Below are 17946 nucleotides of genomic sequence, written 5' to 3'. Positions count from 1 at the left end.
GAGGCCGGGCGCGGTCAGGCCGTGGTGGTCGTCGTCGCGGCGCCCGTCGTGCCCGTCGCGGGCGCGGCGGGCGCGCGGTCGAGGTGGCGGGGCGCCACGGCCAGGCAGACCACGCTCAGCACGCACATGCCGGCGAGCAGGGCCACCGCCGGCCACGCCGCGCCGTCGGCCGCGCCGACGAGGGCGGTGGCGACGAGCGGCGACAGGCCGCCGAAGATCGCGCCGGCCCCCTGGTAGGCGAGCGAGATGCCGGTGTAGCGGACCCGCGGCGGGAACATCTCCGCCAGGATCGCCGCCATCGGCCCGTACGTGCCGGAGGTGGCCAGGCGCATCAGGGCCAGCATCAGGAAGATCAGGAAGGTGCTGTGCGAGCCGAGCACCGTGAACTGCGGGACGGCCAGCACGGCCGTGGCGACGAGGAACCAGATGACGACCTTGCGGTTGCCGAACCTGTCGCCCATCCAGGCCATGCCCAGCGTGGCGACCAGCTCGACGAACGCGGCCAGGCTCAGGCCGTTGAGGATGAGCTGCTCCGACTCGCCCGCGTACGGGCCCGTGGCGTACGAGAGTAGGAACGTCGTGAGGATGTAGTAGCCGCCGATCGCCACCGGCAGCGTGCCGATGCCGAGCAGGACCGAGCGCCACGACCCGCGGAACACCTCCTTGATCGGCACGCCCTGCCCCACGGGCCGGTCGGAGACGGACTCCTTGAACACGGCCTCCTTGAACACGGGCGACTCCTCGACCCGAAGCCGGATCATCAGGCCGACCAGAACCAGCACGGCCGAGACGATGAACGGCACCCGCCAGCCCCACGTGTGCAGGGCGTCCTCGCCGAACAGGTTCATGAGGCTGAACGCGCCCGTGGCCAGCAGCGCGCCCGCCGGGTTGCCGAGCTGGGCGAAGCCGCCGTAGAAGGTCTTCTTGTCCTCCGGCGCGTGCTCGACCGCCATGAGCGCCGCGCCGCCCCACTCGCCGCCGACCGCGAGGCCCTGCACGAAGCGGAGCACCACCAGCAGCACCGGGGCGAGCACGCCGACCGAGGCGTACGTGGGCAGGACGCCGACGGCGAAGGTGGCGGCGCCCATCATGAGCAGGGTGACGACCAGCGCGGACTTGCGGCCGACCCGGTCGCCGAAGTGGCCGAACACGATGCCGCCGAGCGGCCTGGCGAAGAAGCCGACCGCGTACGTGGCGAAGGACGCCATGAGCGCGACCGTGGGGCTGGAGGCGTTGGGGAAGAACAGGTCGTCGAAGAGCAGCGCGGCGGCCGTGGCGTAGACGTAGAAGTCGTACCACTCGATCGTGGTCCCGACGAAGGCGGCGCCGGCCGCCCGGGTGGCGCGGTTCATGGGTCCTCCGGTTCTCAGGGGGTGCGACGACGATATGCGCAGGTCAGAGGGATTCGACCCGGGACGAATCGCACCGCCGGCGGTGAATTAGAGTGCGGTATGCACACCGCCGAGGAGCCGGCATGGCGTTGATCGAGGAGCCGGGATGGCGCTGACGACGGCCCAGGCCATGACCCTGCCCGGCATGGAGATGCGGCTGCTGGCCGGGCGCGCCGGGCTGGCCCGCGTCGTGCGGTGGGCGCACGTGTCGGAGCTGGCCGACCCCGTGCCGTGGCTGCGCGGCGGCGAGCTGGTCATGACCATCGGCCTCGGCCTGCCCGCCGACGGCGAGGGGCGGCGCGCCTACGTCGAGCGGCTGTCGGGCGCGGGCTGCGCCGCGCTGGCCTTCGCGCTCGGCGAGGCCGTGACCGAGGTCCCGGGTGACGTCCTGGCCGCCGCCGACGCGTGCGGGCTGCCGGTCCTGGAGATCCTCACCCCGTTCATCGCCGTGAGCGAGGCCGTCGCCCGGTGGCACGCCGACGAGCGGGTACGCGGGGAGCGGCGGGTCGTGGCCGCCCAGGAGGCGATGGCCCGGGCCGCGCTGGTGTCGGGCACCTCGGGCATCCTGCGCGCCCTGGCCGAGCACGCCGGGGGTGAGGTGCTGCTGCTCGACCCGCACGGCGGGCCCCGGGCGAGCGTCCCGCCGGGCGAGCGGCCGTGGCACGCCAGGGCCGTCGAGGCGGCGGGGAGCACGGCCCGGCGCAGCGCCGGCGTCATGGACGACGGCATCGAGGCCGTCCAGGTGCAGAGCCTCGGCTTCTCCGGCCCGCCCACCGGCTGGCTCGCGGTGCGCACCGCCTCACCCCTGGACTGGCACGTCAGGATGCTGACCAACCACGCCGTCTGCCTGCTGGCCATCGAGTTGCTGGGCGTGCGCGCCGGGCGGGCCAGGTCGCACGCCCAGCGGGCCGCGCTGCTGTCCGCGGTGCTCGACGGCGGGCTGTCCACGCGCCAGCTCGGCGAGCTGTGCTCGGTGGCGGCGCCGCCGTACGAGGTGGTCGTGGCGGGGCCGCGGGTGCCGGTGGAGGCGGCGGTCGAGGCGCTGGCCGACGTGGTCGCCGACGCGGAGGCCGAGGAGCTGGCGTTCGTCTGCCCCCGGCCCGAGGGGGTGCTGTTCGTGCTGCCGGACGACGGGCGGCGGCGCGGCGAGGAGCTGTGCGCTCGACTGGGCGCGGCGGGGGGCGGCTGCCGGGCGCTCAGCCTGGACGAGCTGCCCGCGGCGGCGCGGCACGCGGCGGCGCTGGCCGGGCGCGGCGACGGCTACACCCACGTGGATGACCTGGAGGCGTGGGCGCTGCTCAGGGACGCCGTCGATCCCGAGGCGGCGCGCCGCTTCTCCGGCGCGGTGCTGCGTCCCCTGCGCGAGTACGAGGCCCGGCACGGCGGTCACCTCGTCGCCTCGGTCCGCGCCTACCTGGAGGCGGGGGAGAACCTGGAGATCGCCGCCCGGCGGCTCGGCGTGCACCGCAACACGCTGCGCCGCCGGCTGGCCGCCGCCGAGCGCGTCTCGGGGCGCCCCCTGACCGACCCGGGGCACCGCCTCCAGCTCTGGCTGGCCGTCTCACTCGGCGACCTCGTACCCCCTGGCCGCGTCACGGGCCACCCACCCGAATGAGCGCAGAGGAGCAGGAGGGGCCGGGCCGGTACGTGCCTCGGGGCCGGACGCGGAGCAGGAAGGGGCGGATGGGGGCGGATCTGGGTCGGTGCGTGGCATGAGGCCGGACGCGGGGTCGGAGGGGGCGGGTGGGCGCGGCCCCGGGTTGGTGACCGGGGCCGGCGGGGCCGAAGTCGGGCCGGTGAGCGCGGGGGGCGGGGCCGAAGCCTGGCCGGTGAGCGCCGGGGGCGGGGCCGAAGCCGGGCCGGTGAGCGGCGTCCGCGGGGACGATGTCCTGGCGGTGGGTGGGTCGGGGTTCGTGCGGGCCGGCGGCCTCGACCTGCATCTCGACGTGCGCCGGAGGCGGGGCGAGCTGGGGCGTTCGCTGGAGTCGGCGCTGCGCGAGGCGGTGCGTTCGGGCCGCCTGACCGCCGGGACACCGCTGCCCGGCAGCCGCGCCCTGGCGGCCGACCTCGGCGTGTCCCGCGGCACCGTCGTCCAGGTCTACACCCAGCTCATCGCCGAGGGATGGCTGACCGGGGCGGCCGGGTCGGGCACCCGCGTGGCGGCGCTGCCCGCGACCGCCAGCGAGCAGGCCGCGACCGCCGCCGCCGCCGAGCAGACCGCGACCGCCGCCACCGTCGCCGAGCCGGGCGGCGGTGGCAACCCGTGGACGACCGTGGACCTGCGTCCCGGCCGGCCCGACGTCAGCGCGTTCCCCCGCGCCGCCTGGGCCTCGGCCGTGCGCCGGGCCCTGTCGGCCGCCCCCTTCCAGGACCTGGACTACGGCGACCCGGCCGGGCTGCCCGCGCTGCGGCGGGTCGTCGCCGGCTACCTCGCCCGGGCCCGCGGCGTGATCGCCGACCCGGAGCTGGTGGTCGTGGTCGGCGGGTTCGCCTCCGGGCTGTCGCTGCTGGCGCGGGCGCTGCGCGGCACGGGCCGCACGCACCTGGCCACCGAGGACCCCGGCCTGGGACGCCACCGCGACCTGGTACGCGCGGCCGGTCTGGCGACGGTGCCCCTGCCGGTGGACGCCGACGGCGCCGACCCCGCCGGTCTGACCGGCCGGTGCGGCGCCGCCCTGCTCACGCCCGCCCACCAGCACCCGTGGGGCGTGGTGCTGGCGCCCGAGCGGCGCGCCGCGTTCGCCGCGTGGGCGCGCCGGGCCGACGGCTACGTCATCGAGGACGACTACGACGGCGAGTTCCGCTACGACCAGCAGCCCGTCGGGGCGTTGCAGGCGCTGGCCCCCGACCGGGTGGTCTTCGCCGGCAGCGCCAGCAAGACGCTGGCGCCGGGGATGCGGCTCGGCTGGCTGGTCGTCCCGCCCGCGCTGCGGGAGCCGCTGCTGCGGGCCGTGGCGGACACCGGGGCGACGGTGCCCGCCGTGCACCAGCTCGCGTTCGCCGACCTGGTCGCGCGGGGCGAGTACGACCGGCACATCCGGCGGGCGCGCCTGGCCTACCGGCGCCGCCGCGCGGAGCTGGCCCGGCGGCTGCCGTGCCCGCTGCCGGGCGTGGCGGCGGGACTGCACGCGCTGCTGCCGGTGCCCTCCGCCGGGCACGAGCGGCGCCTGGTGGAGGCGGGCCGGCGGGCCGGGGTGGGCCTGTTCGGGCTGCACGTCTCCGGGTACTGGCACGAGCCGTCGGACGACCGGCCCGCCGCGCTCGTCCTCGGCTACGCGACGCCGCCGCGGCACGCCTGGCGCCACGGCCTGGAGACGCTCGGCCGCCTGGTCGAGCGCCTCGCGTAGCCGACGGCGAAGCGGGGCTTCACGCCTTCTGGGCGGCGCCGGAGGGGCGGGGAGCGCGGCGGTCGCGGCGTGCCTCCAGTTCGGCCTCGTCCACGAGGGTGAGCATCGGCTCGCCCGGCACCCCGGCCATCACCACCACGAACCTGCTCCACGCGTCCGCCAGGTTGTTGCCGGCCTGGTAGTGGATCACGTCGCCGCCCGGCTCCCAGAACGCCTCCCCGGTGCGGATCACCCGCTCCGGCTCGCCCTCCAGCTCGAAGATCATCTCCCCTTCGAGCATGTAGCCGAACACCGGACCGGAGTGGCGGTGCGGCGGCGTGCCCGGGTGCCCGGGCGGCAGCTCGACGGTCGCCGTCATCATCTCCACGTTCTCCGGCATGAACGGCGGCACCTGGTGGTCGAGGGTGGTCAGGATCGTGCCCTGCTTCTGCTCTGTCGTCATGCGACCGAGGCTAGGCCGCCACCGGACCAGGAAAGTAGACCACTTCGCCCCCGTTCCAGTAGACCGGTCCGGCGCAGGCATAGATCCGGGACCCCGCCGCGTCCTTGCCTGGTGACAGAGCGAGGAGGACGGGTGGATCCAGGAGTCGAGACGGAGTTCCGGGAGTTCGTCGTCGCCCGGTCGGCGGCGTTGTTCCGCACCGCGTACCTGCTGACCGGTGACCGGCACGCCGCCGAGGACCTGGTGCAGTCGGCGCTGGCCAAGACGGCCGCGCGGTGGGGGAGGCTGCGCGACCCCGGGGCCGTCGAGGGGTACGTCCGGCGGGCCATGTACCACGAGCAGGTGAGCTGGTGGCGGCGCCGGTCCCGCGTCGCCGAGGTGGCCGCCGAGTGGCTGCCCGAGCAGGCCGGCGGGGAGCACGCCGACGCCGCCGACCTGCGGCTGGTCATGCGGGAGGCGCTGGCCCGGCTCACGCCCCGGCAGCGCACCATGCTCGTCCTCCGCTACTTCGAGGACCTCTCCGAGACCGAGATCGCGCGCCTGCTCGGCGTGCGGGTCGGGTCGGTCCGCAGCCAGATCTACCGGTCGCTGGAACGCCTCAAGCAGGCCGCGCCCGAGCTGAGCGCCGTGAGGGAGTTGGGATGAACATCGAGGACGTGCTACGCGACACCCTGGCCGACATGGCGCGCGAGGAACCTCCGCCCCCTCCGGAGCGCTTCCTTCGGACGACGTTGACGGCGACGGGGCCGCGCCGCGTGCGGCGGCCCGGCATGGCGCTGGCGGCCGCGGCGGCCGTCGCGGTGCTGGCGGCGGGGACCGTGGCGACGGTGCGGGGACTGTCCGAGCAGACGCCGGCCCCGGCCGTCTCCACCGGGCCCCTGACGCGCCCCTCGGGCGAGGTCACCGCGAGCGTCGAGCGCGGACCGGGCGCTCGCGTGATCGTGATGGAGGGGCTCAGGCTCGCCGACGTGCTGCCGAGGCTCGCGAGGGCGAGCGGCAGGCCGCCCGCGGAGTTCGAACGCGCGGCGAGGAACGGCGCGGCGCTCGGCCTGCCCGACTACGCGAACGGCTCCCTGGAGGGGTTCGCCTTCCCCGGCACCTACGAGGTGGCGCCGGGCAGGAGCGCCCAGGAGATCCTCGCCGACATGGTGCAGCGGCACCGGAGCACCGCCGACCAGCTCGGGCTGGTGGAGGGTGCCCGCCGCCTCGGCCGCGGCCCGCGCGACATCATGATCATCGCCAGCATCGTGCAGGCCGAGGCGTCCAGCCGGCAGGACATGCCCAAGATCGCGCGGACCATCTACAACCGCCTGGACCATCGGCCCCCGATGATGCTGAAGATGGACAGCCCGCTCATGTACGCCCTCGGCAAGTACGCCGTCGAGGCGAGTGCCGACGACCTGAGGAGCCGCTCCCGCTACAACACCTACCGCCACCACGGCCTGCCGCCCGGCCCCATCGGCAACCCGGGCCGCGACGCCATCGAGGCCGCCCTGCGCCCGGCCCCCGGGTCCTGGCTGTACTACGTGACAGTGGACCCGAGGACCGGGGCGACGAAGTTCGCCGGCTCGGACGAGGAGTACGAGAGCCTCCTCGACGAGCGGAAGAGGAGAATCCGGGCGGAATCGTGAGCCGGTCAGCCCGCCAGGGTCTTGCGCAGGGTCTCGGCGAACGGCTCGGCGTGCGACATGAACCCGCCGTGCTCGCCCGGGAACTCCACCGGCGCCGTGCCGAGCAGCTCCGCCAGGGCCGTCGAGGTCCGGTACGTGACCAGGCCGCCCGACTCGGCGCCGATGCCCACGACCACGCGGCCCGGGCAGGACGTCAGCGCGGCGACGTCGGGCACGTACCGGGTGGTGCCGCGCAGGTCGTGGGTGAAGAAGCGCGCGCTGTCGGCGAGGTCCTGCTCCGAGAACTCGCCCTGCGGCGGCCCGGCGGCTTCGACGTCGAACCCCGCGGCGGTCATGAACTTCCGCCATGCCGGGCCGTGCCCCTCCCGGTGGAAGGTCTCGACGATCTCGTCCGTCACGGCGCGCCGCTCGGCGGCGTCCGGCAGCAGCTCCAGCAGCGGCGGCTCGTGCGCGACGAGGGTCCGCACCCGCCCGGGGTGGCGGGTGGCCACGGCCAGGCCCGTCACCGCGCCGCCGCTGCTGCCGAACAGGTCAGCCGTGTCGGCGCCCAGGTGGTCCAGGAGGGCGGCGACGTCGTCGGCCCGCCGGTCGGGCGTGGCGCCCTGGTCCGGGTCGTCGAGGACGCTGCGGGAGATGCCGCGCGGGTCGTGCGTGACGACCGTGTGGTCGCCGGCGAGCGCCTCGGCCAGCGGCGTGAACGGGGCGGCGCCCATCGGCGAGCCGAAGAGCAGCAGCAGCGGGCCGCTGCCCCGCACCTCGTAGTGGAGGCGGGCGCCGGGGACGCGCAGGGTATGGGTGGTGGCGGTCATGGCCGGTGGTCCTTCCGTGCTCGTTCGAACGTGCGGAGGTATGACCTCCGGGACGGGCGAAAGTCATCGGTGGCCGGGGGGTCGCCGGACGCGGGGGTGTGAGGCGGTGCTCCGGTGGTAAGCCAGCCATAGGACAAACAGCATCTAAGGGGACATCATGGTCGAGCGGCTGAGCGCCGAGGAGATCGACACCGCGCTGGCGGCGCTCCAGGGGTGGCGACGTGAGGACGACGCGCTGGTCAAGGACGTGCCGATAACGCCCGACAGCTACGGCTGGCTGAGCGAGGCGGTGATGAACGAGGCCAACGCGCTCGACCACCATCCCGACATCGAGCGCACCGGCGACGGCGTCCGCTTCACGCTGCGGACGCACAGCGCGGGCGGGGTGACGGAGAAGGACGTGGAGCTGGCCGCCCGGATCGACCGGGTGCTCAGCGGAGCGGCCCGCGACCGCGGCTGAGGCGCGCCCGGAAAGCGCCCGCGCGGAAAGCGCCTGCCCGGAAAGCGCCCGCCCCGAATGCGCCCGCCCGGAAAGCGGCCCGCGGCCGAGGCTGTCGGCCGCGTGGTCAGGGGCGTGCGGGGACCGCCATCTCGCCCAGCTCGGACCAGTCGTCCTGCGGGACGTCGGCGTTCACGATGCGCGGCGTCTCCGCCAGGTGCGGCGGCAGCGTGCGCTGCGCCGCGCGGAAGTGCTCCGACGTCACGTGCTCGGCGCCCGCCTCGCTGTCGCGGAACGCCTCCACCAGGACGTACTCTTCCGGATCGTCGAGGCTGCGCGACCAGTCGAACCACAGGCACCCCGGCTCGGCCCGCGTGGCCCGCGTGAACTCCGCGGTGATCTCGGGCCAGCGGTCGGCGTGCTCCGGCAGGACGCGGAACTTCGCGGTGATGAAGATCATGGATGCCCCTGGGCTCGGGTGCGATCGGCACGGGTGACCCCACGAGACTAACCCAGCCTCGCCCGCCGCCCGGTGTCCGTGGGAAGGCGCGCCGCCGGGTCGCACAGGCAGCAGCGGCCGAAGTCGTACGGCCGGGCCCACGCGTCGGCGAGCCGCGTGTCGGCCCACGGGTCCGCGAGGCGGGCCAGGACCAGAGCCACCACCTCCTCGGCCCCCGCCCGGTACAGCGCCGAGGCGGCGCTCTGCACGCGGGCGCCGGTGACGAACAGCCCGTCCAGCAGCAGCACCCGCTCGCCGTCGAGGCGGCCGAGGACGTGGAAGGCCCGTTCGTCCGGGACGTGGCGGGCCAGCGCGGCCTCGGCGGCCCGGTCGCCGCCCGGCATGAGGACGGGCCGGTGCGGGCCGCGCAGCGCGGCGACCCACTGCACGACGCGCGGCAGGAGGTCGAACGCCTCGGCGGGTCGGTCGGCCCCCGCCCCGGGGACCGTGGTGACCAGCGTGAGCGGCCCCCCGGCCGCCCGCGTCAGGCAGTGCAGGTGGGTCCGGTGGAAGCGGGCGAGCGTCGCGGCCAGCAGCGTGGCGGGGCTCGGCTCACCGGGCCGAGGGCGGCGGCGGGTCACGAGGTCGTACAGCCGCCTGTCGTCGCCCGTCCGGGCGCACAACGAGACGGGCAGCACGTGCGGGGTGTGCCGGTGGAGCCCGGCGGTGGCGCGCAGGCAGCCGGCGCACAGGTGGGCGGGGCCGTGCGGCTGGGCGGGGCCGTGCGGCTCGCCTGGCGCGGTGCGGTGCTCCTCCCGCGCGGCCCGCGACACCACCGGGACGACGTGACGTCCCGGGTCCGCGGCCGGCGCGGAGTGGCAGACGCGGCAGAGGCCGGGACGCGCGGCCGGGACGTTCCGGAAGAGGCCGAGGTGCCGCTCCGTCACCGCGCGAGCGTCCCCCATGGTCAGCGGGCGTCCGTTTGCCGGGTCACGTCTTCCAGAGTGACCAGCGCACCGGGCGGGTCATCACTATCCCGGACGACACTGCCCTCTCTCCACCCGGACCGCCACGTCATACGATTTCGCGACATGACCGACAAAGCGCCCCGATACCTGTACCTCACCCGCCACGGCGAGGCGTCCCCCGACGAGACGACGCTGACCGAGAGCGGGCGGCGCCAGGCCGCCCTGCTGGGCGGGCGGCTTCGGGACGTCCCGCTCGCGGCGGTCCACCACGGCCCGCTGCCCAGGGCCACGCTGACCGCCGAGCTGATCGCCGGGCAGCTCGGGGACGTGCCGGTGCGGGTCGACGAGGCCGCCGGGGACTACGTGCCGTACGTACCGGAACGGGATGAACTGCCGGTCGAGGCGGCCGATCACCTCCTCGGCTTCCTCGGCGAGATCCCCGCGGACGAGCGGGAGCGCGGCGCCACGCTGGCGAAGGAGGCGCTGGAGCGGTTCACGGGCTGCGTGGAGGGCGGCGAGCCGCGCCACGAGCTGGTCGTCACGCACAACTTCCTGATCGGCTGGCTGGTCCGCGCCGCCCTGTACGCCCCGGAGTGGCGCTGGCTGGGCGTCAACCACGCCAACGCCGCCCTGACCGTCATCCGGTACGCCCCCGGCCGGGCCCCGTCCGTCATGTGCTTCAACGACATGGAGCACCTGCCGGTGGGCCTGCGCTGGACGGGCTTCCCCCCGGAGAGCCGGACCGTGTGACGGCCGCCGGGCGGAAAGCCGATTGCCGCCGCCCCTACCGGGGCGGCATCCTGGCTGACCATGGACGTCGAGTGGGCCCCGCTGTCGGCGGGGGATGCCGCGCGGATCGCCGGTCTCGCCGGCAGGTGCCTGGAACACGACGGCGGCCTGCCGGAGACCGCGTCGCCGGCCTTCCTGGAGCGCCGGTACACCGGTGACGGGGTGAGCGCCGTCGGAGCCCTCGCCGACGGCCGGCTGCTCGCCTGCGGCGCGGTCCGCCCGGGGCCGGGGACGACGGTCATGACCGGCCTCGTCGATCCGGCGTACCGCGGGCTCGGCCTGGGATCCGGGCTCCTCGACCGGCTCCTCGGCATGGCGCCGGACGGGCCGGGGCGCCTCCGCGCGGAGACCGAGTCGCTGACGCGCGAGGCCCATGAGCTGTTCGCGTCGAGGGGCTTCGAGCGGACGTTCGCCGAGGACGTCCACCGCCTCGACCTGGCGCGCCCCCTTCCCCGGGCTCCGCTGCCGGCGGGCGTGCGGGTCGAGGAGTGGACGGCCGGCGACCTGGACGCCTTCTACGCCGCCTACCGGGGGTCCTTCGCCGATCGTCCCGGCTTCCCGGGCTGGTCGCGGGACGAGTGGATCGGCTGGCTGACCGACGACACCTTCCTGCCCGCGTGCTCCCTGGTGGCGCGGGCCGGCGACGGGACGCCCGTGGGCTTCGTGGCCTGCGCGGAGGGATTCCTGATCCAGGTCGGGTGCGTACCGCGATGGCGGCGGCGCGGGCTCGGGGCGGCGCTCGCCACCCTGGCGCTCGGGCGGATGCGCGAGCGCGGCGACACCGAGGCGTTCCTCGACGTCAACGTCGACAACCCCGCCTCCGCCGCCCTCTTCCGGAGTCTCGGCTCCACCCCGATCGCCCGCCGCGCCCGCTACGAGCGCGGCGGGCGATGAGGAGCGCCCCGAGGTCAGAGGCGGCCGTTGCGGTGCAGGACGCCGAGGGCCTGGACGGTGGCGTGCCCGCGCCACTCCAGCGGGCTCGCCGGCGAGAAGTGCGCGTAGTCGACGCTCCAGCCGCCGTCCTCCGCCTGGCCCGCGGCCAGCCGCTCCAGGTCCGCGTCGACCGCCTCCTTGGCGAGCAGCGACCGTGACGGGCCGTCAGGGAACGGTGAGAAGTCCAGCGGACGCAGCCGCTCGTCCTCCTTGCCGCCCTCGACCCGCATGAGGCCGTCCGCCGGGACGTACGGGCGCAGATGGTCGAGGAGCCGCTCCACGCGCGCCGGATGGGCGGTGCGGGCCGCGTCGAGGAAGCGCATCGCGAAGGCCAGCTCGTACGCGTGCGGCGTCCGCTCGATCGCCGCGATCGCGTCCAGGCAGTACGCGGTGGCCCGCTCCAGCCACGGGTGGGCGGCGACGGCCGGGTCGTGCGCGGCGACCCGGTGCGCCGCGCCGGCGGTCACCGCGGTGATCTGCAGCGAGGACAGCGCCGGGTCGGCCCCCGCCCACCAGGGTGCGGTGCCGGCCGCGATCGTCGTGGGCAGCGCCATCGGCAGGCCGCCGTCCGGCAACGAGACCGACCCGAGCCAGTCGCACAGCCCGGCCGCCCGCGGGTCGGTGACGGGCGCGACGTCCTCGAACACCGTGAACGCGTGCATGGCGGCGCCCGGCTGGCTCTCGGGGGAGCGCAGGTCGGGTTCGAGGCCCCAGCCGTAGCCGCCGTCCTGGTTGCGGTACGCGTCGAGGGCCGACAGCACGGGAGCCGGGTCGCCGGGTGCCCCCTCCAGGAGGCCGGTCAACAGGGTGAAGCGGCGGCGGTCGAGGACGCGCGCGTGCGTCGCCATGAAGGCCGCGGCCGCCGGAAGGTCGATGCTCATGTCCTCAGCCTGCCCGCGAGGGCGGGCCCGGGTCTTGTCGGAATCGGACGACCCGCCGGTGCGACCCGCCGGAAAACATGACACGCCGTGTCGGCTTTCGCTGCCAGCCTGGCGCCATGACACAGATGTTGAAGGGCAAGGTCGCGCTGGTCGCCGGAGGGACGCGGGGCGCCGGGCGGGGCATCGCGATGGAACTGGGCGCCGCTGGGGCGACCGTGTACGTGACCGGCCGCACGACGCGGGACCGGCGCTCCGAGTACGACCGGCCGGAGACCATCGAGGAGACGGCCGAGCTGGTGGACCGGGCCGGCGGCCAGGGCGTCGCCGTCCGGGTGGACCACCTCGACCACGACGCGGTCCGCGCGCTCGTCGAACGGATCGACCGCGAGCAGGGCCGGCTCGACGTGCTGGTGAACGACGTGTGGGGCGGCGAGAAGCTGGCCCAGTGGGAGACGCCGCTCTGGAAGCACGACCTCGACGGCGGGCTGCGGCTGCTGCGCCTGGCCGTCGAGACGCACATCGTCACCAGCCACCACGCGCTCCCGCTGCTCACCAGGAACCCGGGCGGGCTGGTCGTCGAGATGACCGACGGCACCAAGGACTACAACGACCGCAACTACCGCGTCTCGTTCTTCTACGACCTCGCCAAGACCGCCGTCATCCGGCTCGCGTACTCCCAGGCGCACGAGCTCAAGCCGCACGGCTGCGCGGCCGTGGCGCTGACGCCTGGGTGGCTGCGCTCGGAGATGATGCTGGACAACTTCGGCGTCACCGAGGAGAACTGGCGGGACGCGACCGCCGCGCAGCCGCACTTCGCCATCTCCGAGTCGCCGCGCTTCACCGGGCGGGCGGTGGCGGCGCTGGCCGCCGACCCGGAGGTCGCCCGGTGGAGCGGGCGGTCGGTGTCGAGCGGGGAGCTGGCCCGGGAGTACGGGTTCACGGACGTGGACGGGTCGCGGCCCGACTGCTGGCGGTACCTGGTGGAGGTGATGGACGCCGGCCGCCCCGCCGACACCACCGGCTACCGCTGAACGCCGCCGGTCACCGCTGCACGCCGCCGGGGCGCGGACTGGTGCGCGGGCCGGGGCGGTGGGCCGGGCCGTGGGAGTCGGCGCAGTGGCGGTCCGGCTCGCCGATGGTCAGCACGTCGGCCGGGGCGTGGTCCACCTGCAGCGTCGTGTGCTCGATCCCGTACCGGTCGTGGACCAGCCGCTCGGCCGCCAGCCGTACGGCGTGGCAGTCGTCGCCCGGCGTGACCAGCACGTGGGCCGACATCGCCGGGTAGTTGGAGGTCACCTCCCAGATGTGCAGGTCGTGCACCTCGACGACGTGGTCCAGGGCGGCCAGCTCGCGGCCGATCTCGGCGGGGTTCATGCCGACGGGCGCCGCCTCCATGAACACCCGCGCCGAGTCGCGCACCAGCCCCCACCCGGCCTTGAGCATGAGCGCGGCGACGACCAGGGCGGCCACCGCGTCGGCCCTGGTCCAGCCGGTGAACAGCACCACGGCGCCGGCGACGGTCGTGGCGACGAACGCGAACAGGTCGTTCAGGATGTGCTGGTAGGCGCCCTCGACGTTGAGGCTGCTGCGGTTGGCCCGGGCCAGCAGCCAGGTGGCCGCCAGGTTGACCGCGATGCCGGCCAGGCCGGTCAGCACCACGTACAGGCCCTCGACCTCGGGCGGGTTCGCGAAGCGGCGCACGCTCTCGACGATGAAGTAGGCGCTCAGCAGCAGCAGCGTCACGCCGTTGATCTGCGCCGAGACGATCTCGGCGCGCTTCAGCCCGTACGTGAACCCGCCCTGCGGCGGCCGGGCCGCGATCCGCATCGCGACGAGGGCGAAGACGATGGCGATGGCGTCGGTGAGCATGTGCCCGGCGTCGGAGATCAGCGCCAGCGAACCGGCGACGAAGCCGATGACCACCTCGATCGCCATGAACCCGACGATCAGCGCCAGGGCGGCGGTCAGGTAGCGGCGGTCGCTCGCCACGCTGACGGCATGCCCGTGCCCGTGTCCGTGACCCTGCCCGTGTCCGTGACCCTGTCCGTGCCCCCGCTCGCGGTCGGTCATGGGTTCGCCTCCTCCTCGCCACCTGCAACATCTGAATGACTGTTCACATGTTGAGTTTATGGGCGCGCTCCGCTCGCCTGTCAATACGGGCGTTCAGGAGTCCCTGCGTTCGGGGTGGATGGCCTGGGTGTGCTCGGTGTGCGCCAGGGCGAGGTCGAGCAGCATGCGGACGTGGGCGTCGTCCAGCCGGTAGTAGGCCATGCGGCCGGCCCGCCGTACGGCGACGACGCGGTGCGCGCGCAGCAGGCGCAGCGCGTGGGAGGTGGCCGACTCGCTCAGACCGGTCACCACCGAGAGGTCGCACACGCACAGCTCTCCGTCGAGGAGCGCCAGCAGGAGCCGCAGCCGCCCGGGGTCGGAGAGCAGGCCGAAGATGTCGGCCGTGTCGACGAGGTCGGTCTCGGCGGGCATGCGGGAGCTGACGGCGGCCACCCGGTCGGCGTCGACCACGCGGGTGGCGCAGCCCTCCAGGGCGGTCACCTGTTCCTGTGAAGAACTGTTCATATGACCGAGCCTAGCTGGGCGGATGTCAGGCGTCGAGCGCCCTCTCCCGCCTCAGAGCGCCTGCGCCACGGCGGCTCCCGGCGGCACGGAGGACGGCAGGCCGAGGTCGTGTTTCTCGGAGAAGGCGGCGTCGAGGCGGGTGACGTCGAGGATCCGCCGCAGGACGCCGTGCACGTTGGCGAGCGTCATGGTGCCCTGGACAGCCGTCACGGCCCGCCGGGCCCGCAGCAGCGCCCCCACGCCGGAGCAGTCGCAGAAGACCAGGTCGGCGGCGTCCACGGTGAGGTGGCGGCGGCCGTCGTACAGGGCCGCCTCGACGGCGCCGTCCAGGCGCGCGGCGGACAGGGCGTCGAGGTCGCCGATCAGGGCGATGACGGTGTGGTCTTGGTCGTGCGCTGACTGAACGATCAGGGCTGTCACGATCGAAATCCGATCCACGGTGCGAAAGAAATCGCCTATGCGCTCCAGCCGAGCACGAGCAAGTCACCGCTTCCGTTCCAGACTACGCGCATCGCGTGCCCCACGTCTCCTGAGCCGCTTCAGGGCCGGCACCGGACGGGTGACGGCCCTGGTCTCGGCGACGCCGCCCTCGACCGGCCCGTACGAGGTCGGCGGCGTCGCCCTGGTCACGCGGCGTCAGTGCCAGAACCTGATCTCGGGAAAGGTTCCGGAAGGGCCGTCCAGCAGTGGCTCGTCCTCCCCGCGCAGGTTCCGGTCCATGAAGGCGGCCACGTAGGCCCGGGTGATCTCCGGCTCCCTGCCCGACTGCTTGGTCATCAGCGGGTAGTCGGTGAAGGAGCCGTGGTCGCCGCCCTCCAGCGTGATCCAGCGCTTCCAGCCCGTCGTGCGGGCCCAGTCGCGGTCCCACGTGAAGTCCTCGCCGCCCGGTTCGTGCACCTCGCCCGCGCCCATCAGCATGAACGGCCGCTTCAGACCCTGCTCGGGGAGGGGCACGAAGAAGGTGCCGTCCATGTTGACCCCGGCCCGCACCCGGGGGTCCTTCAGCATCGTCCACGGCGCGCTCGCGCCGCCCAGCGAGTGCCCGGCCATGCCGACGCGCGAGCGGTCGACGAGCCGGGCGCCCTTCCAGGCCGGGTGCCGCCCGAGCAGGTGGTCGAGCACGAACGACACGTCCGCCTGCCGGCTCCTGATCGCCTTGTCGCCGAACTTCCAGCCGTCGCTCTCCTGCTCCTCGCAGGCGGCGCAGTCGGCGAAGCGTCCGCCGGGCAGGCTCGTGCCGAACGACTCGTGGACGTGGTCGATGCCGGCCACCACGTAACCCCGGCTGGCCAGCTCCTCCGCGAGCGCGGTCAGCGACGAGCGCGGCATCGTGAACCCGGGCGAGAGCACCACCAGAGGCAGCGTCCCCCTGCGCCCGGCCGGCCGGGCCCCGGTGACGGCGTGCGTCCTGATGCCGCTGACCGCCTCGGCCGGGGTCCCGGTGACCTTCTGGCCCTCCAGCAGGGCCTTGGCCTCCTCGACGGTCATGTACGCGGCGGTCGCGCCGCCGCCCTTCGCGGCGGGGTACCACAGCGAGACCATCAGCTCCCTGGCCTTCTCGGTGGGCACCCAGGGGTCGGGGCGGCCGCGGTCGACGAGGTGGAGGCTGACGGTCCCCACCGGCCGAGGGCCGGTCGGCGCGGGCAGCGCCATGCTCCCGGCCTCCGCCCGCACCGTGCTCGCGGCGACCGTGCTGGCGGCTGCCGTGCTCGTGGCCACCGTGCTCGTGGCCGCCGAGGCCGCCGTGGCACTGGTGCGTGCCGCGTTCGTGGTCTCGGCCCGGGCCGGCACGGTCGTGAGGAGGGCGAGCAGGCTCGCGGTGACGCCGCCGGCCAGACCGGCGGCGCGCGTGATCGTGCTTCTCATGGCGCCCATGCTCCCGATCCGGCGGGCGGGCGGGCTTCGGTCGAACGGCCGGTCCCGCCTGCGACTTCCGCCGTACGCGGAGTCCGCCGGCAGGAGCAGGGTCCTGGTCGGAAGGCTGACGCCATGGGCGCCGGCCCGCAACGCGTGGGCTCCGCCGCCCGCAAGGGGGCCGCGGTGTGGCCGCATATCAAGGCTCAATTCCGACGCCGGCGATCTTGCCGGCCGATAGTGTGTTCGGCTGTGAGACTGGTGGCGCAGGTGAGGCTTCTGCCGACGCCGGAGCAGGCGGCGGCGTTGGAGGCCACGCTGCGCACGGTCAACAGAGCCGCCGATTTCGTCTCGGCCATCGCCTTCCAGCAGCGGTGTTTTCGTAACTTCGACCTGCGTAAGCACACCTACGAGCAGGTCAAGGCTGCCTTTGGGCTGGGCGCGCAGGCCGCACAGCACGTGATTAAGAAGGTCTGCGACGCCTACCGCACCCTGCACGCCAACCTGGCCGCCGGGAACCTCGGCAAGCCAGGATCCGTGCGGCGCATCAAGGCCGAAAGCAAACCGATCTCCTTCCGCCCCCAGGCCGCCCAGCCGTACGACGACCGATGCCTGTCCTGGCAGCACGCCGACCGGACAGTGTCGATCTGGACGACCGCCGGACGGCTGCGCGGCATCGCCTTCACCGGCTCAGCCCAACAGCTCGCGCTGCTGGCCGAACACCGCAAGGGCGAGTCCGACCTCGTGTGGCGGGACGGCATGTGGTTCCTGCACGCCACCGTCGAGGTACCGGACGTGCCGGTCACCGCGCCGGGCGGGTTTGTCGGGGTGGATCTCGGTATCGCCAACATCGCCACCACCAGTGAGGGCGTCCGGCACAGCGGCAAGCACGTGAACGCGATCCGGCGCCACAATCGTGAGCTGCGCCGCCGCCTGCAGGCCAAGGCCACCAAGTCGGCCAAGCGGCTGCTGAAACGGCGCCGCCGTAAGGAGGCCCGCTTCGCCGCGAACATCAATCACAGCATCGCCAAGCAGATCGTGACCGAGGCAGAACGCACCGGGCGCGGCATCGCTCTGGAAGACCTCCAGGGCATCCGCGATCGGGTACGGCTTCGCAAGCCCCAGCGGGTCACGCTGCACGCGTGGAGCTTCCACCAGCTGGGAGCCTTCATCGCCTACAAGGCGGCCCGGGCCGGGGTCGCCGTCATCCACGTGGATGCGGCCTACACCTCCCAGCAATGCTCACGCTGCGGACGTGTGGACCGGAACAACCGGCCCGACCAGAAAACCTTCACCTGCACGTCGTGCGGCTTCGCTGAGCACGCCGACGTCAACGCAGCCCGCAACATCGCCTCACGCGGTGCGGCGGGCTGGGCAGTGAGTCACGCTGCCTGACGCGGACCCCGGCCGTCGACGCCATCGACGGCGAGGAGCTGCGAGCTCGATCGT

19 protein-coding genes are annotated in these 17946 nt (G+C 74.4%); 9 read left to right on the top strand and 10 right to left on the bottom strand.

The window, feature by feature from the left end; genetic code table 11:
* Positions 1-14: 14 nt before the first annotated feature.
* On the bottom strand, positions 15-1352 hold the full coding sequence (locus tag HD595_RS08650) for an MFS transporter (RefSeq protein WP_253767335.1): 1338 nt from the start codon (positions 1350-1352) through the stop codon (positions 15-17).
* A 145-nt stretch (positions 1353-1497) separates the two neighbouring features.
* Between HD595_RS08650 and HD595_RS08645 the strand changes: the two genes are divergently transcribed.
* Both HD595_RS08645 and pdxR read left to right on the top strand, forming a co-directional pair.
* Entirely contained in the window at positions 1498-3006 is a 1509-nt protein-coding gene (locus HD595_RS08645; RefSeq protein ID WP_253767333.1) for a PucR family transcriptional regulator, read from the top strand.
* 181 nt (positions 3007-3187) lie between these two features.
* Positions 3188-4738: a MocR-like pyridoxine biosynthesis transcription factor PdxR gene (pdxR, locus tag HD595_RS08640; RefSeq protein WP_253767331.1), complete on the top strand. Its 1551-nt coding sequence runs from the start codon at positions 3188-3190 to the stop codon at positions 4736-4738.
* A 19-nt stretch (positions 4739-4757) separates the two neighbouring features.
* Here pdxR and HD595_RS08635 read toward each other — a convergent pair whose 3' ends face one another.
* Positions 4758-5180 carry a cupin domain-containing protein gene (locus tag HD595_RS08635; protein ID WP_253767330.1) on the bottom strand — a complete coding sequence of 141 codons (423 nt, stop codon included), beginning with the start codon at positions 5178-5180 and terminating at the stop codon, positions 4758-4760.
* A gap of 132 nt (positions 5181-5312) precedes the next feature.
* On the opposite strand from HD595_RS08635, the gene HD595_RS08630 reads away from it, so the two are divergent.
* Both HD595_RS08630 and HD595_RS08625 read left to right on the top strand, forming a co-directional pair.
* Positions 5313-5825, top strand: coding sequence for a SigE family RNA polymerase sigma factor (locus HD595_RS08630; RefSeq protein WP_253767327.1), 513 nt, complete (start codon positions 5313-5315; stop codon positions 5823-5825).
* Positions 5822-6811: an endolytic transglycosylase MltG gene (locus HD595_RS08625; protein ID WP_253767325.1), complete on the top strand. Its 990-nt coding sequence runs from the start codon at positions 5822-5824 to the stop codon at positions 6809-6811. Before HD595_RS08630 ends, HD595_RS08625 begins: the two co-directional genes overlap by 4 nt.
* A 5-nt stretch (positions 6812-6816) precedes the next feature.
* Here the strand turns inward: HD595_RS08625 and HD595_RS08620 are convergent, their stop codons facing one another.
* Complete coding sequence (locus HD595_RS08620; RefSeq protein WP_253767323.1) at positions 6817-7620, bottom strand: alpha/beta fold hydrolase; 804 nt, start codon at positions 7618-7620, stop codon at positions 6817-6819.
* Positions 7621-7777: 157 nt separating this feature from the next.
* On the opposite strand from HD595_RS08620, the gene HD595_RS08615 reads away from it, so the two are divergent.
* On the top strand, positions 7778-8080 hold the full coding sequence (locus HD595_RS08615) for a 4a-hydroxytetrahydrobiopterin dehydratase (protein WP_253767321.1): 303 nt from the start codon (positions 7778-7780) through the stop codon (positions 8078-8080).
* A gap of 106 nt (positions 8081-8186) precedes the next feature.
* Here the strand turns inward: HD595_RS08615 and HD595_RS08610 are convergent, their stop codons facing one another.
* On the bottom strand, positions 8187-8519 hold the full coding sequence (locus HD595_RS08610; RefSeq protein ID WP_253767320.1) for a putative quinol monooxygenase: 333 nt from the start codon (positions 8517-8519) through the stop codon (positions 8187-8189).
* A gap of 47 nt (positions 8520-8566) precedes the next feature.
* A complete protein-coding gene (locus HD595_RS08605; protein ID WP_253767318.1) occupies positions 8567-9445 on the bottom strand; it encodes a phosphoribosyltransferase in 879 nt (292 codons plus the stop codon).
* A gap of 144 nt (positions 9446-9589) precedes the next feature.
* On the opposite strand from HD595_RS08605, the gene HD595_RS08600 reads away from it, so the two are divergent.
* Entirely contained in the window at positions 9590-10216 is a 627-nt protein-coding gene (locus HD595_RS08600; protein ID WP_253767315.1) for a histidine phosphatase family protein, read from the top strand.
* 60 nt (positions 10217-10276) lie between these two features.
* Positions 10277-11149, top strand: a complete 873-nt coding sequence (locus HD595_RS08595; protein ID WP_253767313.1) for a GNAT family N-acetyltransferase — start codon at positions 10277-10279, stop codon at positions 11147-11149.
* 14 nt (positions 11150-11163) lie between these two features.
* On the opposite strand, the gene HD595_RS08590 is transcribed toward HD595_RS08595, so the two are convergent.
* Entirely contained in the window at positions 11164-12069 is a 906-nt protein-coding gene (locus HD595_RS08590; RefSeq protein ID WP_253767311.1) for a prenyltransferase/squalene oxidase repeat-containing protein, read from the bottom strand.
* Positions 12070-12185: 116 nt separating this feature from the next.
* Here HD595_RS08590 and HD595_RS08585 point away from each other — a divergent pair, with 116 nt between their 5' ends.
* Entirely contained in the window at positions 12186-13100 is a 915-nt protein-coding gene (locus HD595_RS08585; RefSeq protein WP_253767309.1) for an SDR family oxidoreductase, read from the top strand.
* 10 nt (positions 13101-13110) lie between these two features.
* Here the strand turns inward: HD595_RS08585 and HD595_RS08580 are convergent, their stop codons facing one another.
* The 4 genes from HD595_RS08580 to HD595_RS08565 all read right to left on the bottom strand — a co-directional run bounded on the left by HD595_RS08580 (position 13111) and on the right by HD595_RS08565 (position 16509).
* Complete coding sequence (locus HD595_RS08580) at positions 13111-14139, bottom strand: cation diffusion facilitator family transporter (RefSeq protein ID WP_253767307.1); 1029 nt, start codon at positions 14137-14139, stop codon at positions 13111-13113.
* Between the two features lie 93 nt (positions 14140-14232).
* The gene (locus HD595_RS08575) at positions 14233-14643 is read right to left on the bottom strand and encodes an ArsR/SmtB family transcription factor (protein WP_253767305.1); all 411 of its coding nucleotides are present in this window, start codon (positions 14641-14643) and stop codon (positions 14233-14235) included.
* Positions 14644-14694: 51 nt separating this feature from the next.
* Positions 14695-15063, bottom strand: a complete 369-nt coding sequence (locus HD595_RS08570; RefSeq protein ID WP_253767303.1) for an STAS domain-containing protein — start codon at positions 15061-15063, stop codon at positions 14695-14697.
* 216 nt (positions 15064-15279) lie between these two features.
* Positions 15280-16509: an alpha/beta hydrolase family protein gene (locus tag HD595_RS08565; RefSeq protein ID WP_253767301.1), complete on the bottom strand. Its 1230-nt coding sequence runs from the start codon at positions 16507-16509 to the stop codon at positions 15280-15282.
* Positions 16510-16749: 240 nt separating this feature from the next.
* On the opposite strand from HD595_RS08565, the gene HD595_RS08560 reads away from it, so the two are divergent.
* A complete protein-coding gene (locus HD595_RS08560; RefSeq protein ID WP_253767299.1) occupies positions 16750-17892 on the top strand; it encodes an RNA-guided endonuclease InsQ/TnpB family protein in 1143 nt (380 codons plus the stop codon).
* Positions 17893-17946: the final 54 nt, after the last annotated feature.

This window comes from Nonomuraea roseoviolacea subsp. carminata, from assembly GCF_024172185.1.
Lineage (GTDB): Bacteria > Actinomycetota > Actinomycetes > Streptosporangiales > Streptosporangiaceae > Nonomuraea > Nonomuraea roseoviolacea.
This window is presented reverse-complemented; position numbering and strand designations above follow the sequence as displayed.

What these genes read in the sequence shown, in the direction of transcription:
- HD595_RS08565 (WP_253767301.1), bottom strand. Translation starts at nt 16,509, where the DNA reads ATGAGAAGCACGATCACGCGCGCCGCCGGTCTGGCCGGCGGCGTCACC.
- HD595_RS08575 (WP_253767305.1), bottom strand. Translation starts at nt 14,643, where the DNA reads ATGAACAGTTCTTCACAGGAACAGGTGACCGCCCTGGAGGGCTGCGCC.
- HD595_RS08610 (WP_253767320.1), bottom strand. Translation starts at nt 8,519, where the DNA reads ATGATCTTCATCACCGCGAAGTTCCGCGTCCTGCCGGAGCACGCCGAC.
- HD595_RS08615 (WP_253767321.1), top strand. Translation starts at nt 7,778, where the DNA reads ATGGTCGAGCGGCTGAGCGCCGAGGAGATCGACACCGCGCTGGCGGCG.
- HD595_RS08585 (WP_253767309.1), top strand. Translation starts at nt 12,186, where the DNA reads ATGACACAGATGTTGAAGGGCAAGGTCGCGCTGGTCGCCGGAGGGACG.
- HD595_RS08625 (WP_253767325.1), top strand. Translation starts at nt 5,822, where the DNA reads ATGAACATCGAGGACGTGCTACGCGACACCCTGGCCGACATGGCGCGC.
- HD595_RS08635 (WP_253767330.1), bottom strand. Translation starts at nt 5,180, where the DNA reads ATGACGACAGAGCAGAAGCAGGGCACGATCCTGACCACCCTCGACCAC.
- HD595_RS08645 (WP_253767333.1), top strand. Translation starts at nt 1,498, where the DNA reads ATGGCGCTGACGACGGCCCAGGCCATGACCCTGCCCGGCATGGAGATG.
- HD595_RS08620 (WP_253767323.1), bottom strand. Translation starts at nt 7,620, where the DNA reads ATGACCGCCACCACCCATACCCTGCGCGTCCCCGGCGCCCGCCTCCAC.
- HD595_RS08650 (WP_253767335.1), bottom strand. Translation starts at nt 1,352, where the DNA reads ATGAACCGCGCCACCCGGGCGGCCGGCGCCGCCTTCGTCGGGACCACG.
- HD595_RS08600 (WP_253767315.1), top strand. Translation starts at nt 9,590, where the DNA reads ATGACCGACAAAGCGCCCCGATACCTGTACCTCACCCGCCACGGCGAG.
- HD595_RS08580 (WP_253767307.1), bottom strand. Translation starts at nt 14,139, where the DNA reads ATGACCGACCGCGAGCGGGGGCACGGACAGGGTCACGGACACGGGCAG.
- HD595_RS08595 (WP_253767313.1), top strand. Translation starts at nt 10,277, where the DNA reads ATGGACGTCGAGTGGGCCCCGCTGTCGGCGGGGGATGCCGCGCGGATC.
- HD595_RS08590 (WP_253767311.1), bottom strand. Translation starts at nt 12,069, where the DNA reads ATGAGCATCGACCTTCCGGCGGCCGCGGCCTTCATGGCGACGCACGCG.